The organism is Sphingomonas aerolata, from assembly GCF_003046295.1.
GTDB lineage: Bacteria > Pseudomonadota > Alphaproteobacteria > Sphingomonadales > Sphingomonadaceae > Sphingomonas > Sphingomonas aerolata.
Genome location: NZ_PZZN01000001.1, coordinates 333,786 through 350,256 on the forward strand (window position 1 = coordinate 333,786; position 16,471 = coordinate 350,256).

Annotated in this window: 12 protein-coding genes and 1 tRNA gene; 9 read left to right on the forward strand and 4 right to left on the reverse strand. The window is 66.1% G+C overall.

Translation table 11 applies throughout. The features are described 5' to 3' along the window. Positions 1-138 precede the first annotated feature (138 nt). Positions 139-4,425, forward strand: coding sequence for a DNA-directed RNA polymerase subunit beta' (gene rpoC, locus C8J24_RS01650; RefSeq protein WP_031393739.1), 4,287 nt, complete (start codon positions 139-141; stop codon positions 4,423-4,425). 112 nt (positions 4,426-4,537) lie between these two features. On the opposite strand, the gene C8J24_RS01655 is transcribed toward rpoC, so the two are convergent. Together C8J24_RS01655 and C8J24_RS01660 are read right to left on the reverse strand one after the other, a co-directional pair. Further along, positions 4,538-5,302 (reverse strand): metallophosphoesterase family protein, encoded by a 765-nt coding sequence (locus C8J24_RS01655; RefSeq protein ID WP_107929833.1) that lies wholly within the window; start codon positions 5,300-5,302, stop codon positions 4,538-4,540. A 1-nt stretch (position 5,303) separates the two neighbouring features. Then, positions 5,304-6,395: a catalase family protein gene (locus C8J24_RS01660; RefSeq protein WP_107929836.1), complete on the reverse strand. Its 1,092-nt coding sequence runs from the start codon at positions 6,393-6,395 to the stop codon at positions 5,304-5,306. Positions 6,396-6,536: 141 nt separating this feature from the next. On the opposite strand from C8J24_RS01660, the gene C8J24_RS01665 reads away from it, so the two are divergent. Further along, positions 6,537-7,211, forward strand: coding sequence for a fumarylacetoacetate hydrolase family protein (locus C8J24_RS01665; RefSeq protein WP_107929838.1), 675 nt, complete (start codon positions 6,537-6,539; stop codon positions 7,209-7,211). 123 nt (positions 7,212-7,334) lie between these two features. Then, positions 7,335-8,957, forward strand: coding sequence for an OFA family MFS transporter (locus C8J24_RS01670; protein ID WP_208620893.1), 1,623 nt, complete (start codon positions 7,335-7,337; stop codon positions 8,955-8,957). A 95-nt stretch (positions 8,958-9,052) separates the two neighbouring features. Here the strand turns inward: C8J24_RS01670 and C8J24_RS01675 are convergent. Beyond that, positions 9,053-9,126, reverse strand: a tRNA-Gly gene (locus tag C8J24_RS01675). Between the two features lie 278 nt (positions 9,127-9,404). Here C8J24_RS01675 and C8J24_RS01680 point away from each other — a divergent pair. The 5 genes from C8J24_RS01680 to C8J24_RS01700 all read left to right on the forward strand — a co-directional run bounded on the left by C8J24_RS01680 (position 9,405) and on the right by C8J24_RS01700 (position 14,770). Then, positions 9,405-12,461, forward strand: coding sequence for a TonB-dependent receptor (locus C8J24_RS01680; RefSeq protein WP_159511178.1), 3,057 nt, complete (start codon positions 9,405-9,407; stop codon positions 12,459-12,461). Beyond that, positions 12,461-13,480 (forward strand): phytase, encoded by a 1,020-nt coding sequence (locus C8J24_RS01685; protein WP_167396668.1) that lies wholly within the window; start codon positions 12,461-12,463, stop codon positions 13,478-13,480. The genes C8J24_RS01680 and C8J24_RS01685 overlap by 1 nt, the downstream gene beginning before the upstream one ends. A 94-nt stretch (positions 13,481-13,574) precedes the next feature. Further along, the gene (locus C8J24_RS01690) at positions 13,575-13,823 is read left to right on the forward strand and encodes a glutaredoxin domain-containing protein (protein WP_107931398.1); all 249 of its coding nucleotides are present in this window, start codon (positions 13,575-13,577) and stop codon (positions 13,821-13,823) included. A 3-nt stretch (positions 13,824-13,826) separates the two neighbouring features. Continuing rightward, the gene (locus tag C8J24_RS01695) at positions 13,827-14,402 is read left to right on the forward strand and encodes a TspO/MBR family protein (RefSeq protein ID WP_107929846.1); all 576 of its coding nucleotides are present in this window, start codon (positions 13,827-13,829) and stop codon (positions 14,400-14,402) included. Beyond that, positions 14,399-14,770: a thiol-disulfide oxidoreductase DCC family protein gene (locus tag C8J24_RS01700; protein ID WP_107929848.1), complete on the forward strand. Its 372-nt coding sequence runs from the start codon at positions 14,399-14,401 to the stop codon at positions 14,768-14,770. Before C8J24_RS01695 ends, C8J24_RS01700 begins: the two co-directional genes overlap by 4 nt. Here the strand turns inward: C8J24_RS01700 and C8J24_RS01705 are convergent. Further along, positions 14,767-15,720 carry an NAD(P)-dependent oxidoreductase gene (locus C8J24_RS01705; protein WP_338110765.1) on the reverse strand — a complete coding sequence of 318 codons (954 nt, stop codon included), beginning with the start codon at positions 15,718-15,720 and terminating at the stop codon, positions 14,767-14,769. The two genes, C8J24_RS01700 and C8J24_RS01705, sit on opposite strands and share 4 nt — an antisense overlap. Before the next feature lie 70 nt (positions 15,721-15,790). Between C8J24_RS01705 and C8J24_RS01710 the strand changes: the two genes are divergently transcribed. Beyond that, positions 15,791-16,405: a TetR/AcrR family transcriptional regulator gene (locus tag C8J24_RS01710; RefSeq protein ID WP_031441750.1), complete on the forward strand. Its 615-nt coding sequence runs from the start codon at positions 15,791-15,793 to the stop codon at positions 16,403-16,405. Positions 16,406-16,471: the final 66 nt, after the last annotated feature.

The window sequence follows — 16,471 nt, forward strand, 5'->3', positions numbered from 1 at the left end:
CCTTCCGGGAGGGGCCGGGGGTGGGCTCCCGGCCGGTGATGGAGCGCCAAGATCGAACCGGGTGCCCACCCCTTCCCAAGCAAGAGCTTGGGCCCCTTCCCCTCCCGCTCGCGGGAGGGGAGTTGGAAGGATCAATATATGAACGAAATGACCCCCTTCGCCAATCCGGTCGCCAAGGCCGAGACGTTCGACCAGATCCAGATCGGCATCGCATCGCCGGACAAGATCCGCAGCTGGTCGTTCGGCGAGATCAAGAAGCCCGAGACCATCAACTATCGCACGTTCAAGCCCGAGCGTGACGGCCTGTTCTGCGCGCGCATCTTCGGTCCGATCAAGGATTACGAGTGCCTGTGCGGCAAGTACAAGCGCATGAAGTACAAGGGCATCGTCTGCGAGAAGTGCGGCGTCGAGGTTACCGTCTCGAAGGTCCGCCGCGAGCGCATGGGCCATATCGAGCTCGCAGCTCCCGTCGCGCACATCTGGTTCCTGAAGTCGCTGCCGAGCCGCATCGGCCTGCTGCTCGACATGCAGCTCAAGCAGCTCGAGCGCGTGCTGTACTTCGAGGCGTACATCGTCATCGAGCCGGGCCTGACCCCGCTCGAGAAGTACCAGCTGATGACCGAGGACGAGCTCCTCGACGCGCAGGACCAGTATGGCGAGGACGCGTTCTCGGCCGGTATCGGTGCCGAGGCGGTCCGCATCATGCTGGAGTCGCTCGATCTCGAGGGTGAGCGTACCACGCTGCTCGAAGAGCTCGCGGTCACCAAGTCCGAGCTCAAGCCCAAGAAGATCATCAAGCGGCTGAAGGTCGTCGAGAGCTTCATCGATTCGGGCAACCGCCCCGAATGGATGATCCTCGAGGTCGTGCCGGTCATCCCGCCCGAACTGCGCCCGCTGGTGCCTCTGGACGGTGGTCGTTTCGCGACGTCGGATCTGAACGATCTGTATCGCCGCGTGATCAACCGCAACAACCGCTTGAAGCGCCTGATGGAGCTCCGCGCGCCGGACATCATCGTCCGCAACGAGAAGCGCATGCTGCAGGAGGCCGTCGACGCACTGTTCGACAATGGTCGCCGCGGTCGCACGATCACGGGCGCCAACAAGCGTCCGCTCAAGTCGCTGTCGGACATGCTCAAGGGCAAGCAGGGCCGCTTCCGCCAGAATCTTCTCGGCAAGCGCGTCGACTATTCGGGTCGTTCGGTCATCGTGACCGGGCCTGAACTCAAGCTGCACCAGTGCGGCCTTCCGAAGAAGATGGCGCTCGAGCTGTTCAAGCCGTTCATCTACGCACGCCTCGACGCCAAGGGCCTCAGCATGACGCTGAAGCAGGCGAAGAAGTGGGTCGAGAAGGAGCGCAAGGAAGTCTGGGACATCCTGGACGAGGTGATCCGCGAGCATCCGGTCATGCTGAACCGTGCGCCGACGCTTCACCGTCTGGGCATCCAGGCGTTCGAGCCGGTGCTGATCGAGGGTAAGGCGATCCAGCTTCACCCGCTGGTCTGCTCCGCGTTCAACGCCGATTTCGATGGCGATCAGATGGCCGTCCACGTCCCGCTGTCGCTCGAAGCGCAGCTGGAAGCGCGCGTCCTGATGATGTCAACGAACAACATCCTGTCGCCAGCCAACGGCAAGCCGATCATCGTGCCGTCGCAGGACATGGTGCTGGGTCTCTATTATCTGTCGATGATGAAGGAGAACGAGCCGGGCCAGGGCATGCTGCTCGGCGACATGGCCGAAGTGCATCAGGCGCTGAACGCCCAGGCCGTGACGCTGCACAGCAAGATCATCAGCCGCGTTCCGCAGACCGATGAGAACGGCAAGCAGTATCTCAAGCGCTACGAGACGACGCCGGGCCGCATGCTGCTCGGGGAGTGCCTGCCGCACAGCCACAAGGTGCCGTTCGACACCGTCAACCGCCTGCTCACCAAGAAGGACGTGGGCGACGTGATCGACGAGGTCTATCGTCACACCGGCCAGAAGGAGACCGTGCTGTTCGCCGATGCGATCATGACGCTCGGCTTCCGCCATGCCTTCCGCGCCGGCATCTCGTTCGGCAAGGACGACATGATCATTCCGGACGCGAAGGTCGGTCTGGTCGATGATACCAAGGCGCTCGTGAAGGACTTCGAGCAGCAGTATCAGGACGGTCTGATCACGCAGCAGGAGAAGTACAACAAGGTGATCGACGCCTGGAGCCGTTGCGGTGACCAGGTCGCGAACGCCATGATGGACGAGATCCGTGCGGTGAAGGTCGATACGGAGACCGGCCGTGAAAAGCCGATCAACTCGATCTACATGATGGCCCACTCGGGTGCCCGTGGTTCGCAGGCGCAGATCAAGCAGCTTGCCGGTATGCGTGGCCTGATGGCCAAGCCATCGGGCGAGATCATCGAGACGCCGATCATCTCGAACTTCAAGGAGGGTCTGACCGTCCTTGAATACTTCAACTCGACCCACGGCGCTCGTAAGGGCCTCGCGGATACGGCGTTGAAGACGGCGAACTCGGGGTACCTCACGCGTCGTCTGGTCGACGTGTCGCAGGACTGCGTCATCATCGAACCGGATTGCGGCACGACGCGCGCACTCGAAATGAAGGCGATCCTTCAGGGTGGTTCGACGATCGCAAGCCTCGGCGAGCGCATCCTTGGTCGTACGACCGCGGAGGACATCACCGATCCGAAGACCGGCAAGGTCATCATCCCGTCGGGCACGCTGCTCGACGAGCCGATGATCACGACGATCGAAGGCCTCGGCACACAGTCGTGCAAGATTCGCAGCCCGCTGGTCTGCGAATCTAAGATCGGCGTCTGCGGCAAGTGCTACGGGCGCGATCTCGCCCGCGGTACGCCGGTGAACATCGGTGAAGCTGTCGGCGTCATCGCCGCGCAGTCGATCGGTGAGCCGGGCACGCAGCTGACGATGCGTACGTTCCACATCGGTGGTGCAGCGCAGCTCAACGAAACGTCGAACCTCGAGGCGCATGCCGACGGTACGGTGCAGTTCCGCGATCTGCGTATCATCGTCGACCAGCGTGGCCGTCGCGTGGTGCTCAGCCGCTCGGGTGAAATCGCGATCGTCGACATGGACGGCCGCGAGCTCTCGGTCGATCGTATCCCCTACGGCGCGTACGTGCTGTTCGACGATGGCCACATCGTGTCGCGCGGCGACCGGATGGCCGAGTGGGATCCGTTCACCATGCCGGTGATCACGGAGAACCCGGGCACGATCAAGTATGTCGACCTGATCGAGGGCAAGACGCTCACCGAGCAGACCGACGAAGCCACGGGCATCGCCCAGCGCGTCGTGATCGAATATCGTGCGGCGACCAAGTCGAAGGAGGATCTGCGTCCGCGCATGACCCTGCTCGACGAGACGTCGGGCGAGACCGGCCGCTACATGCTGGCGATCGGTGCGACCTTGTCGGTCGAGGATGGTGCACAGGTGTTCGGCGGCGACGTCGTGGCCCGCGTCAGCCGCGAGAGCGCCAAGACGCGCGACATCACCGGTGGTCTGCCGCGCGTTGCCGAGCTGTTCGAGGCGCGTATCCCCAAGGACTCGGCGATCATCGCCAAGATCTCGGGCCGCGTTGTGTTCGGCAAGGATTACAAGGCGAAGCGCAAGATCGGCATCCAGCCCGAGGATGGCGGCGACGTCGTCGAGTATCTGGTGCCGAAGTCGAAGGTCATCGACGTGCAGGAAGGCGATTACGTCAAGCGCGGCGACAACCTGATCGGCGGCTCGCCCGATCCGCATGACATCCTCGAGACGATGGGTATCGAGCCCCTCGCCGAGTATCTCGTGTCGGAAATCCAGGAGGTCTATCGTCTCCAGGGCGTGAAGATCAACGACAAGCACATCGAGACGATCGTTCGTCAGATGCTGCAGAAGGTCGAGATCACCGACGGCGGCGACACCACACTGCTGAAGGGCGAGCAGGTCGATCGCGAGGAAATGGACGCGACCAACGAGAAGCTCGACAAGAAGCAGACCCGTGCACAGGGCAAGCCCATCCTGCTCGGTATCACCAAGGCGTCGCTGCAGACCCGCAGCTTCATCTCGGCGGCATCGTTCCAGGAGACCACCCGCGTTCTCACCGAGGCCGCGGTCCAGGGTAAGCAGGACATGCTGATGGGTCTGAAGGAGAACGTGATCGTCGGCCGGCTCATCCCGGCAGGCACCGGCGCAGGCCTCAACCGCCTGCGGGTCGTGGCGAACAGCCGCGATGCCTCGATGCGCGTCGCCCAGCGCAAGATGGCCGAAGCCTCGATCATCGCGCCGAAGTCGGCGAAGGAAGAGCATGACGCCGAACTCGCCCGCTCGCCGCGCGATTCCGGCGGCACGGGGGACGACGCGCTTGGCGAAGTCGTGACCTCGGGCACCGGCACCGATGCGGATGCCGGCGAGTATCTGAACAAGCCCGAGTAATCGGGCGCATCAGACACCAGTTAAAAGGCCGCCGTCCGGAGATCCGGGCGGCGGCCTTTGTCGTTTCAGGCTACTGGCGGGGCGGTCGGGTCGAACCGCGCGCCTTGGTGGGTCAGCCGGTGTCGTCACCCATGGTTCGCGGGATCGTCCGGAGCTGCTGGCCGGTGACGCGTAATTCGTTGAACGCGGGCGGACTGCCGCGCGTCCGCTTGGACAGGGTGCCGGCACCGATCATGCGGATCTCCCGGCCGCTGCGTTCGACGGGAATGTCGAAGGGGTCGTGGACATGACCTGACAGCACGGCATGCGCTCCCGCATCGGCCAGTGCGGTCAATGCGCTGTCACCATGGCGGGTCTTTGCTGTCCCGGTCGTGCCGCCTTCGATCAGCGGATGGTGCGCCGCAACGAAGACCAGGTGATCCTTCGGCACATCCTCGATCATCGCCAGCGCGCGCGACAGCGACCCCGGGCTGACACGCCCCTTCGACCAGTTCCAGCGCCACTGCGCGCGGGCCGTCGTCTTGAGCGGGACGATCGTGATCCCGGGCAGTTCCAGGGGTTTCTCGATCATCGACTCGACCGCGGCATAACGCTGATAGGGCGAGAAGAACCGGCGGAACGGGTCCCAGTAATAGGGGATGTCGTGATTGCCGACCTCGAGCGTGACGGGCACGCCGAGGCTGCGCAGCCAGTCGCCGCCACGCTGGAACTCCTCCTTCGTGGCACGCATCGTCAGATCGCCGGTCATGATCACCGCGTCGGGCCGCTCCGCCTCGACACAGGCGGAGAACCAGGCGAGCGCCGCCGGATCCTCCGCCCCAAAATGAACGTCGCTGACGTGAAACAGCGTGTGCGAGCGTCCTGAAACATCTGCCATGTCAGGCAAGTTCGGCCAGCGTCTTGGGCTGGTGCATCGGACACCCGTTGAACGTCCCGCGGAATCCCGCCGAAAGCTCATAGGTTTCCTTGCGGACGCGATTGACGCCGCCCAGCGGCTGATGGTCGACCACCCCGTGCCACACGCTGTAGGACAGCGCATCGTCGGTATGATCGGTCACGCCGTGCTCCCAGGAGATTTGCGGCGCCACCTCGAGTGTGGCGACCGTGACGAACGGGCTTGCCTGCTGATCCCATTCCACCGTCGCGTCCTCGATCGGCATCGCGTCGAGGTCGGTGTTCAACTGGACGCGCAGTTCCCAGACACCGCCATGCTCGATCAGCTCCTCGCGCACGACTTCCCGCAGCGCATCGGGGCGTGCGGTGATGTCGACCGTATCGCCGGTCAGTCGCGTCAGCGCGGGCGAGACCGGGAACAGCGCGACCTTGGCGATATAGTCGCCGTAGCGCAGCGGCGTCTGCGAAAAATAGGTCTCGCCGAGCGGGTGAACTGGCTTCGCGCCGCCGAGCGTCTTGAGCGTCGCGGACTCCGCCCCGACCGCTTCCAGTGCGGATTCGACGACGCGGAACGTCGCCGACATCGCCTTCTTCACACCGTCGAAGCGGTCGGTCGTCTTGGCGAGCAGCTTGAGGTTCTTCGAAAAGGCCTTGGGATCGGGTGCCGCAAAGACCGGCGCGTTGACCATGATGAAATCCTGCGTCGTCTCGCCTTCAGAGCCCGGCAGGCGATCGCCCTGCACGTCGAGGATCTTCAGCGCGACGCCCCGCGGCAGGCTGACGCTATCATCGAGAATGTCGCCCGCGTTCGTCGAGATGCGCAGCACCGCTTCATGACGCCCCGGCTGCGCGAAAATGCCCTGCGCGAGCGTTTCGGGCAGGCCGTCAGCGATCGTCAGCGTGCCGCGCGCGATGCCATGCGCCTTGGCATGAACCGCGCGCACGGCATGCGCATAATCCTGCGACGTGGTCTCGAGGATCTCGCGAAAGCTGTCCTTGAGCGACGCCAGCGTCTCGGCCTCGTCTTCGGCGATGGTCTCGACCGAGGGGGCGAATCGTACGGGCTGGGTGGACATGCGGATCTCCTGTCGTTTCGGATCCAAACCCGCCGAACTCCGCGACGTTCCCGCTGCACGGGCGATCGGTACGATCCCGCACGCTGTTGCAAAGCGCCGCGCCCCGGTCCACGCGGTCGGCGCCCATCGAAGGAGAAACCGATGCAGATTCCCGTCGTCACCGCCCCCACGATCGCGATCGTCGGATCCGCGGCACGGTTTCCGGTCCGCAGGATCTTCTGCGTCGGACAGAATTACGCCGACCACGCGCGCGAAATGGGGTCGGATCCCGATCGGCAGCAGCCCTTCTTCTTCACCAAGCCCGCCGATGCCGTCGTGCCCGGTGGCGGCACCCTGCCCTATCCGAGCATGACGCAGGATCTGCATCACGAGGTCGAACTGGTCGTCGCGCTGGGCGCAGGCGGACGGGACATCGATGCGACGCAGGCCACGGCGAAGATCTTCGGTCATGCGGTCGGTATCGACTTGACGCGGCGCGACCTGCAGGCGGCGGCCAAGGCGGCCGGGCGACCATGGGACATGGCCAAGGGGTTCGACCGGTCCGCCCCGATCGCGGCGCTCACCCCCGGCGCGCCGCCTGCGACAGGTGCGATCGGGCTGACGATCGACGGCGAACCGCGCCAGTCGGGCGACCTGTCGATGATGATCTGGTCCGTCGCCGAAGTCATCGCCGCGCTGTCGCGTCAGGTCGAACTCGCCCCCGGCGATCTGATCTTCACCGGCACCCCCGCGGGCGTCGGGCCGATCCTGCCCGGGGTACAGGTCCGCGCGACGATCACCGATCTCGAGCCGCTCGAGATCCTGTTCGACGCCTGATCGACCCCTGATCGACGTGGCGGGGACGATGTTTTTGTATAAATATAGTCGTCCCCGACCTTAGTCGGCTTTCCTTTGTCGCCGCCCGCCCGCATGCATCCCCTTCATAAAAAGGGGATGATGATGGCGGATGGATCAACCGGCGGGCTGCTCGACCGGGCACGGACGGTAGCAGGGCCGGGCTTTGATCGCTGGCTGGTGCCGCCCTGCGCGCTCGCCATCCATCTGTGCATCGGCATGGCCTATGGCTTCAGCGTGTTCTGGCTGCCGCTGTCGCGCGCGATCGGGATCACCGATCCGGTGGTCTGCGAAAGCATGACGCTGGCCCAGGCGCTGACGACCACGACCTGCGACTGGCGGGTCAGCGACCTCGTCTGGACCTACACCCTCTTCTTCGTCGTCCTCGGCGCCGCCGCGGCGATCTGGGGCGGCTGGCTCGAACGCGCCGGTCCGCGCAAGGCCGGCGTCGTCGCCGCGTTCTGCTGGTGCGGCGGGATGGGGATCGGCGCGATCGGCGTGTCGATGCACCAATTGTGGCTTATCTGGCTCGGTTCGGGCGTGATCGGCGGCATCGGTCTGGGTCTCGGCTATATCTCGCCCGTCTCGACGCTGATCAAATGGTTTCCCGACCGGCGCGGCATGGCGACGGGCATGGCGATCATGGGCTTTGGCGGCGGCGCGATGATCGGCAGCCCGCTCGCCAACTCCTTGATGAAGCACTTCTCCGGCCCGACCGGCGTCGGCGTCTGGCAAACGTTCCTCGTCCTCGCAGTCATCTATTTCGTGTTCATGATGGCCGGCGCGCTCGGCTACCGCGTGCCTGCCGAGGGCTGGAAGCCCGCCGGCTGGACCCCGCCGACCGATGCCAAGGCAACGATCAGCCGGTTCAACGTCGATCTGAAGGATGCGCACAAGACGCCGCAATTCTGGCTCATCTGGATCGTCCTGCTGCTCAACGTCTCCGCGTCGATCGGCATCATCGGCGTCGCCTCGCCAATGCTTCAGGAGATCTTTGGCGGTCGCCTGATCGATGCGCCGGGCGTGCTCTTCACCGCATTCAGCGACAGTCAGAAGGTCGCCGCGGCGGCGGTCGGTGCCGGGTTCGTCGGCGCGATCAGCCTGTTCAACATCGGCGGCCGCTTCTTCTGGGCGTGGTTCTCCGACCGGCTGGGGCGCAAGCCGCTCTACGCGGTAATCCTGGCGATCAGCGCTGTCCTCTATGGTATCGCCGCCCCCGCACTCGCTGGCAGAGGCCTCGGTCTCTTCATCCTCGTCTTCTGCATCCTCGCCTCGACCTATGGCGGCGGCTTCGCGACCGTGCCCGCCTATCTGGCGGACATATTCGGGACCAAGTTCGTCGGCGCGATCCACGGCCGGCTGCTGACCGCCTGGTCGACCGCGGGCGTTGTCGGGCCGCTGCTCGTCGCCAACATGCGCGACGGCCGGATTGCCGCGGGGATCCCACGCGATCAGGTCTATCAGCCGATCTTCCTGATGCTCGCGGCGATGCTCGTGGTCGGCTTCGTCGCCAACCTGTTCGTCAAGCCGGTGGCAAGCCGCTTCCACATGCCGGTTACCGAGGGCGTGGCTTCGACGACTGCCATCGACGCCACGACGGCCACCACCACCGCACAGCATGGCGGTGGATCGCGGTCGACCGTCATCCTCGCCTGGCTGGCGGTCGGCGTGCCGATCCTCTGGGGGATCTACATGACGCTGTCGAAGGCGGTCATCCTGATCAAGTGACCGAACGCGACACCGCGGTCGCATCGCTGGACAGGCGATCGCGACCCGGTGGTCGGCGTGGAAAAGGATTTGCGCTGGCACCGACGGTGTCGGCGTGGAGCGGGTGAAGGGAATCGAACCCTCGTCACTTGCTTGGGAAGCAAAAGCTCTACCATTGAGCTACACCCGCATATCGACCGCGCGTCCGTGCGGCAGATAAGCGCCGGCGGTCGCGATGCGATGGCGAGCGTCTATCGGCTCGGCGTTGGCGACGCAAGATGCTTCTCGACGCGGAATGGCGCGCTGTGTCGAGGGACGCGGGGCACGACGTAATGAAACTGTCACCCCCGTGTCACCACGCTGCCATTGGTCTGCAATAGGCACCCCGGCAAGCCAGCCCATAGCTGGACCAATCGGGGAACCATCATGATCATCGGCCTGTCACACCGCGCACGCGGCCCTGCTGTCTTGCGCGCGCTTCTTATCGGCAGCGCGATGATCCCGCTCGCGATCGGGATCGCCCGCGCCGAACCGGTCGATGGCCCCGCCGCAGCCGCAGCCCCCGCCCCGCGTGGCAATGCCAGCATCACGGGCACGATCTCGCAGGCCGGCAGCGGCGACTATCTCGACGGCGCATCGGTCTCGATCCCCGCGCTGGGTCTCGCGACCGCGGCGGATCGCGCGGGCCGGTTCACGCTGGCCGGGATCCCCGCCGGGACGCATGACGTCGTGGTCCGCTATGTCGGCTTTCCCGATGCCCGGCGCAGCGTCACGGTCACCGACGCGGCGGTCGTGCTCGATGTCGCGATGACGATCGAGACCAGTGCCGACGGCGACGAGATCGTCGTTTCGGGATCGCGCCCGATCGCCGAGTCCGAAGCGGCGGCGCTGCAGATCCAGCGGACCAGCCCCTCGCTGGTCTCAGTGATCGCGTCGGATTCGATCGGGCGCCTGCCCGACCAGAATGTGGCGCAGGCGGTCAGCCGCCTGCCTGGCGTCGGCGTCCAGCGCGACCAGGGCCAGGCTCGCTACATCACGCTGCGGGGCAGCCCGATCAACTGGACGACATTGTCGTTCGACGGGATCAACGTGGTCAGCCCGGAGGGTCGTGACGCCCGGTTCGACTCGATCCCCTCGGCGATCGCGTCGCAGATCATCGTGCGGAAAGCGGTGACCCCCGACATGACCGGCGAGACGATCGCGGGCAATGTCGACATCATCACCCGCTCGGCGTTCGACTATCCGGGGCTGAAGGTTCAGGCCAAGGGCGGCCTCGGTCATGTCGAGCTCGGCAAGAAGACCGAATATGAAGGCTCGCTGGTCGTATCTGACCGGTTTGACACGGGGATCGGCGAATTCGGCATCGTCTCGTCCGCCAGCCTCTATCGCCGCGGCATGGTCACCGACAATTTCGAGACCGATTTCGAAGCGGTCGACCGCGACCTGCGCCCCGGGTACGAGACACGCAACTGGGCGCGCGAGACCGAGAACAAGCTCTACCGGCTGACGCGCAAGAACTATTCGCTGTCGAGCCGGCTCGACTGGCGCCCCGCCCCCGGCCACAAGCTGTTCGCCGAGACGATCTACTCCGCGTTCGAGGATGACGAGCAGCGCAACAATTACATCTTCGATCTCGACGACCAGCAGTCGCGCACCCCGAACGGCACCGCCGCCTGCGCGGTCAATGCGCGACCGGCCTCGGGCACCACGGGCTATGCCGATGTCTGCACGGGCAACACCCCCCTGCTCGGCACGGTGTACGGGATCGATCTCAATTCGAACTTCACGGTGCGCAAGTACAAGCAGTCGGTGTTCACCAACACGCTGGGCGGTGATCACGAACTCGGCGACTGGAAGGTCGCGTGGCGCGGCAACTACACCCGGTCGATCGACGACCGGTCGCAGCCTGCGCAGCTCAACTATGACAGCCCCTCGTTCGGCACCAACGGTGCGAATGCCGCCAACCGCCTGACCGTCGGCTATGACCTGACCGATCCGCAGCTCGCCAAGGTGCAGCTGTACCGGACGATCCGCAACGCAGATGGCAGCTTTTCGCGCGGCGACCGGGTCACGGCGATCGAGGATTTCCCGCGCACCCTGTCGCGCCTGCGCTCGCTCAAGGCGCAGGACGTGACCGAGGCCTATACCGCCAAGCTCGACATCAGCCGCGAGGCGTCGGTGTTCGGCGCCTCGACGATCCTCGCCGCCGGCGTGCGCTATGACGACCGCACCAAGACGTCGAACGAATATCTGCTCGATCTGTCTACGCCCGCGCAGTTCGCCGCGGCGGGTATCGCGACGAACTATTCGGCGATCGCCAAGCCCGGCGGGTTCCAGGGCGAGATCCCGCTCGGCTACACCTTCCAGTATTTCGACCGCGACAAGGTTCTCGGACTGGTCGATCAGGCCAAGGCGGTCGGCAGCTATGTTCGCAGCGACGCCAATTTCTACGACGTCGGCGAGAAGGTCTATTCGGCCTATGCGATGGCGACCGCGACGACCGGCTGGGGCAGCATCATCGGCGGCGCCCGCGTCGAGCATATCCGCAACGACGCACGCGCCTTCTCGATCGGCACGGTCGGCACCGGCAGCGCGGCGACGACGGTCACAACACCGATCGACGTGAAGTCGAGCCAGACGCTGGTCTATCCGAGCCTCCACCTCAACTGGGACGTCGACGACCGGATGAAGGCACGGCTGTCGTTCAACACCGGCGCCGCACGCCCCGATTATGATCAGCTGCGCCCCAATCTCAGCTATAACGATGCGAACGCCACCATCTCCGGCGGCAATCCCGATGCGAAGCCCGAAAAGGCGAAGGGCGTCGATCTCTACGTCGAATATTACACGATGCCGCGCGGCTTCCTGTCGATCGGCGCCTATTACAAGGACGTCACCGACGTACTGTTCGATTCGACGCAGACGTTCGGGCGGACGACGCTGAACACCGGCGGCGTCGACCGATCGGGCTATCTCTATTCGACGATCGTCAACGGCGGCAGCGGCTATATCATGGGCATCGAGGGTGCGATCCAGCAGCAGCTCGAGCCCTTCACCGCCGATCTCGGGCTGCCCGAATGGATGGGTGGCTTCGGCGTCCAGCTCAACGCGACGATCAATAAGAGCCGCGCCGAGACGCCGGGGACCGCGGCCCTGCCCTCGCGCAAGGTGCCGCTGCCCGGTGCGTCGGACGCGATCTACAATCTGATCGCCTATTACGAGAAATACGGCTTTTCGGCGCGGGTGTCCTATCAGAACCGCTCGGCATGGCTCGATGCGATCGGCGGCACCGACACGATCGGCGGCGTCGTCCGCGGGATCGATGGCGGCGACTTCTACTGGGCGAAGGACAATGAGCTAGACGCCAGCGTGCGCTATGCGATCAACAACAATGTCGAGATCTATGGCGATTTTGCCAATCTGCTGAACGGCCCGGGCCGCCGCTATGCCGGCTCGTCCGCCTATACGATCGAGCATGAGACGTTCGGGCGGCGCTATACCGGCGGCGTGCGGGTGACCTTCTGATGCGCGGACTGCCGCTCGTCGCGCTGATCCTCGCCGGGTGCGCGACCACAAGCATGCCCCAGACGGCCACCGCGCCGCTGGTCGCGGCGACCGCGGAAACCGATCCGGTCGATACCGCGGCGGATGCGGCGGACGATCCCGCAATCTGGCGCAACCCCGCGGACCCGGCGAAGAGCCTGGTCATCGGGACCGACAAGAAGGCGGGCATCCACGTCTACAGCCTGGCCGGCAAGCGGCTGAGCTTCACGCCCGCCGACCGGCTGAACAATGTCGACCTGCGCGCGGTCGGCACGCGCGTCATCGCGGCGGCGAGCGACCGCGCCAATGTCGACGTCGCACACGTCTCGCTGTTCACGCTCGACACCGCGGCGGCGAGGCTCGTGCCGCTCGGCCGCTTCCCGGTCGGCCCGGGCGAGGCTTACGGCATGTGCCTGTGGACGCGCGCGCGCGATCACGCGCTGTTCGGCTTCGTCGTGCTGAAGGACGGGCGGATTGATCAGGTCGCGATCGACGTCTCGGGCACGGTCCCCAAGGTCACGACCGTCCGCTCGATGAAGCTCGCGAGCCAGGCCGAGGGCTGCGTCGTCGACGACCGGACCGGGCTGCTCTACGTCGCGGAAGAAGATGTCGGGCTCTGGCGGTTCGACGCGGATCCGGCAGCACCGGGGACGCCGACGCCGATCGCGCAGGTCGACGGCAAGACGCTCGTCGCCGATGCGGAAGGCCTCGCGCTCGCGCCCTCGGGCCGACGCGGCGGCTATCTGGTCGTCTCGAGCCAGGGCGACAACGCCTACACGCTCTACCGCCTGCCCGGCGTCACCTATGCGGGACGGTTCCGGATCGGCGGCGGGGCGATCGACGGGACCAGCGATACCGACGGCATCGACCTGATGCTCGGCGATTTCGGCCCGGCCTATCCGGGCGGCCTGTTCGTCGCGCAGGACGGCGACAACGCCCCCGACACGCAGAACTTCAAGTTCGTCAGCTGGACCGCCGTGCGCCGCGCCCTGCGCCGCTAGCCCGCAACGTCCGGAGGGAACGTCTGGGGCCATCCCGCGCTATAGGATCTGGCATCGATCGGCGTATCGAGAGGCCGCAGATCCGAGGACGATGATGACCCAGACCCGTACCGCGACGCTGCACCGGATGGTGCTGCCCGATCACACCTGCCCGTTCGGCGTTCGCGCCAAGCAGCTGCTTCAGGCAGAAGGCTATGACGTCGACGACCAGATCCTCCGCGATCGGGACAGGGTCGAGGCGTTCAAGACCGAGCACGGCATCGCGACGACCCCGCTGATCGTCATCGATGGCGAGACGATCGGTGGCTGCGACGATCTCGAACGCTATCTGGCGGAGCGCTGACCGATGGCCCATCCTGATCACCATCCGGTCGCGTCGCCCGTACCGGCGCATGCGCCACCGCCACCGCCAGTGCTGTCGCGGACCGCTGCCGCACTGATCGTCGTGTCGGTCCTCGGCGTCAGCGCCGCGATCGGTCGCCGCAATGCGCCCGACCCCTCTCATCCGCGGACCCGCCGCTGGTACAAGCGGCTCGACAAGCCCAGCTATACGCCGCCCGATGCCGTGTTCGGCGCGGTGTGGCCGGTGCTCGAGACCGGGCTCGCCGTCGGTGGATATCGTCTGCTCCGCCAGCCCGCAGGGCCACGTCGCACGAGTGCGGTCGGGCTGTGGCTGCTCAACACCGCAATGGTCGGCGGCTGGACCGAGATCTTCTTTCACAAGCGGGCGCTGCGATCCGGCGCGGTCGTCGCAGGCACGATGGTCGCAACCGGCGGTGCGTATGTCGCGGCGGCGGCGAAGGTCGATCGTCCCGCGGCGCTGCTCGGCGTGCCGTTCGTGGGCTGGCTCGGCTTTGCGACATTGCTCGCCACGCGGATCAGCGCACGCAACCCCGACTCCGACGCGGCGGACGCCCGGTGACCGATCTGGTCGTCTGGCATGACGGCGACTGCCCGTTATGCCGGCGCGAGATCGCGCTCATGCGGCGGCTCGACCGGCGCGGCGCGATCACCTTCGTCGATGCCACCGATCCCGATGCGACTTGCCCGATCGACCGCCGGGACCTGCTCGCGCGGTTTCATGCGCGTGAGGACGGGACGATGCTGTCGGGCGCGGCGGCGTTCGCCGCGATGTGGCGCGCAATCCCGATGCTGCGGCCACTCGGCCTGCTCGCGCGTAACGGCACGGCGCTCCGCCTGCTAGAGCGTGCCTATCTCGGCTTCCTCGTAGTGCGACCCCGCCTGCAGGCCGCGCTGCGCGGCCGACAGGCGGGCGAACGGGGGCGTTAAAGCCCGGCGTTGCGCCGGACGACGGCGCCCACCGCCGACCAGTCGACATCTCCCCCCCCCTGCGCGATCGCGGCGCGCAGATGATCGCGCACCACGCCGAGCAGCGGCATCGGCGTACGCAGGCGGCCCGCCGCGGTGTCGACGAGGTTCATGTCCTTCAGCCCCAGCGGTGCGGCAAAGCCCGCGGGTGTAAACCGCTGTTCGACCAGCATCTCGCCGTACGTCTTGTAGACCGGCGCGTTGAACAGCGTACCCGTCAGCACCTCGAGCAGCAGCGCCGGTTCGACCCCGCCCTTTTCCGCCAGCGTCATCGCCTCCGCCATCGCCTCGACCGCCGCCATGATCATGAAGTTGCCGCTGAGCTTCACCAGATTGGCGGCGGACGGCGTCTCGCCGACACGGAACACACGCTGGCTGATGGCATCCAGTGCGGGCCCGCACCGGGCGATCAGATCGTCGCGTCCCGCCGCAACGACGAACAGCATCGCCGCCGCCGCCGCGGGCGGACGACCGAAGACGGGGGCCGCGACATAGCCTCCGGCCCCGTCCTGATCCGCCGTCAGCCGCTCCGCCAGCGCGACGCTGATCGTGCTGTGCGATACATGGACCGCCGGCGCACCGAGGATCCCGTCATCGCCGTAGACCACCGCCTCCAGTGCGGCATCGTCCGCCAGCATCGTCATCACCACGTCGCCCTGCGCCGCTTCGGCGGGCGTCGCGGCCCGAGTCGCGCCGCGTTCGACCAGCGCATCGGCCTTGTCCGGCGAGCGGTTCCACACCGTCACCTCATGACCCGCCTCTACCAGATTGGCAGCCATCGCATGCCCCATCTGGCCCAGACCGATAAACCCGATTCTCATGATCATAATCCCTTGTCCGACCGCAGCAGGATCACCCGCCGGTCCTGCCCCGCCCAACGCGCGGGCGGCGCGGATGTTCGACGCGCGCATGCCGGTCGATCGGTCCCGGAACGTCCGGGATACTGGACGTTTTTCCACTTGTGCCTATATACCGACTGGTATGAATAGCTTGTGCACTCTCACCGCCCCCAAGGGCCGCCCCCGCGAGTTCGATCTCGAGGAGGCGCTTGCGGCCGCGCTGCGCGTTTTCTGGCGAAACGGATATGAGGCGGCGTCGATGGCCGAACTCACGGCCGAGATGAAGATCACCAAGCCGAGCCTTTATGCCGCGTTCGGCAACAAGGAAGCGCTGTTTCACAAGGCGCTCGACCTCTATGAGCGCGAAAAGCTCGCTTATATGACCTCCGCGCTCGATGCGCCGACCGCCAAGGCGGTGGCCGAGCGGCTGCTGCGCGGGGCGCTTCAGATGCAGACGAGCACCTGCGATCCCAAGGGGTGCCTGAGCATCATCAGCAGCGTTGCCTGTGGCGTCGAGGCCGAACCGATCAAGGCCGAGGTCGCCAAACGCCGCGAGTCGTCACAGGCTGCGCTGATCCGCCGGTTCGACGAGGCCAAGGCTGCGGGCGAGTTCCCCGACGGTCTCGAGTCGCCTGCCCTCGCGCGCTATCTGTTCGCGGTCATGCAGGGGCTGGCGATCCAGGGCGGATCGGGCGCCACCTGTGGCGAGCTCAATCAGCTTGTCGACACCTGCATGATGGTCTGGCCGACGCGCTAGGCGCCGGGGCACGCACGCCTCCGTCGCGCGCTCCCCTCCCCCCGGCACGGTCGCTGCCGGTCAGGA

Bases quoted from the DNA above. Each gene is read 5' to 3' on its own strand.
- rpoC (WP_031393739.1), top strand. From the start codon at position 139: ATGAACGAAATGACCCCCTTCGCCAATCCGGTCGCCAAGGCCGAGACG.
- C8J24_RS01655 (WP_107929833.1), bottom strand. From the start codon at position 5,302: ATGGCAGATGTTTCAGGACGCTCGCACACGCTGTTTCACGTCAGCGAC.
- C8J24_RS01660 (WP_107929836.1), bottom strand. From the start codon at position 6,395: ATGTCCACCCAGCCCGTACGATTCGCCCCCTCGGTCGAGACCATCGCC.
- C8J24_RS01665 (WP_107929838.1), top strand. From the start codon at position 6,537: ATGCAGATTCCCGTCGTCACCGCCCCCACGATCGCGATCGTCGGATCC.
- C8J24_RS01670 (WP_208620893.1), top strand. From the start codon at position 7,335: ATGGCGGATGGATCAACCGGCGGGCTGCTCGACCGGGCACGGACGGTA.
- C8J24_RS01685 (WP_167396668.1), top strand. From the start codon at position 12,461: ATGCGCGGACTGCCGCTCGTCGCGCTGATCCTCGCCGGGTGCGCGACC.
- C8J24_RS01690 (WP_107931398.1), top strand. From the start codon at position 13,575: ATGACCCAGACCCGTACCGCGACGCTGCACCGGATGGTGCTGCCCGAT.
- C8J24_RS01695 (WP_107929846.1), top strand. From the start codon at position 13,827: ATGGCCCATCCTGATCACCATCCGGTCGCGTCGCCCGTACCGGCGCAT.
- C8J24_RS01705 (WP_338110765.1), bottom strand. From the start codon at position 15,720: ATGCGCGCGTCGAACATCCGCGCCGCCCGCGCGTTGGGCGGGGCAGGA.
- C8J24_RS01710 (WP_031441750.1), top strand. From the start codon at position 15,791: ATGAATAGCTTGTGCACTCTCACCGCCCCCAAGGGCCGCCCCCGCGAG.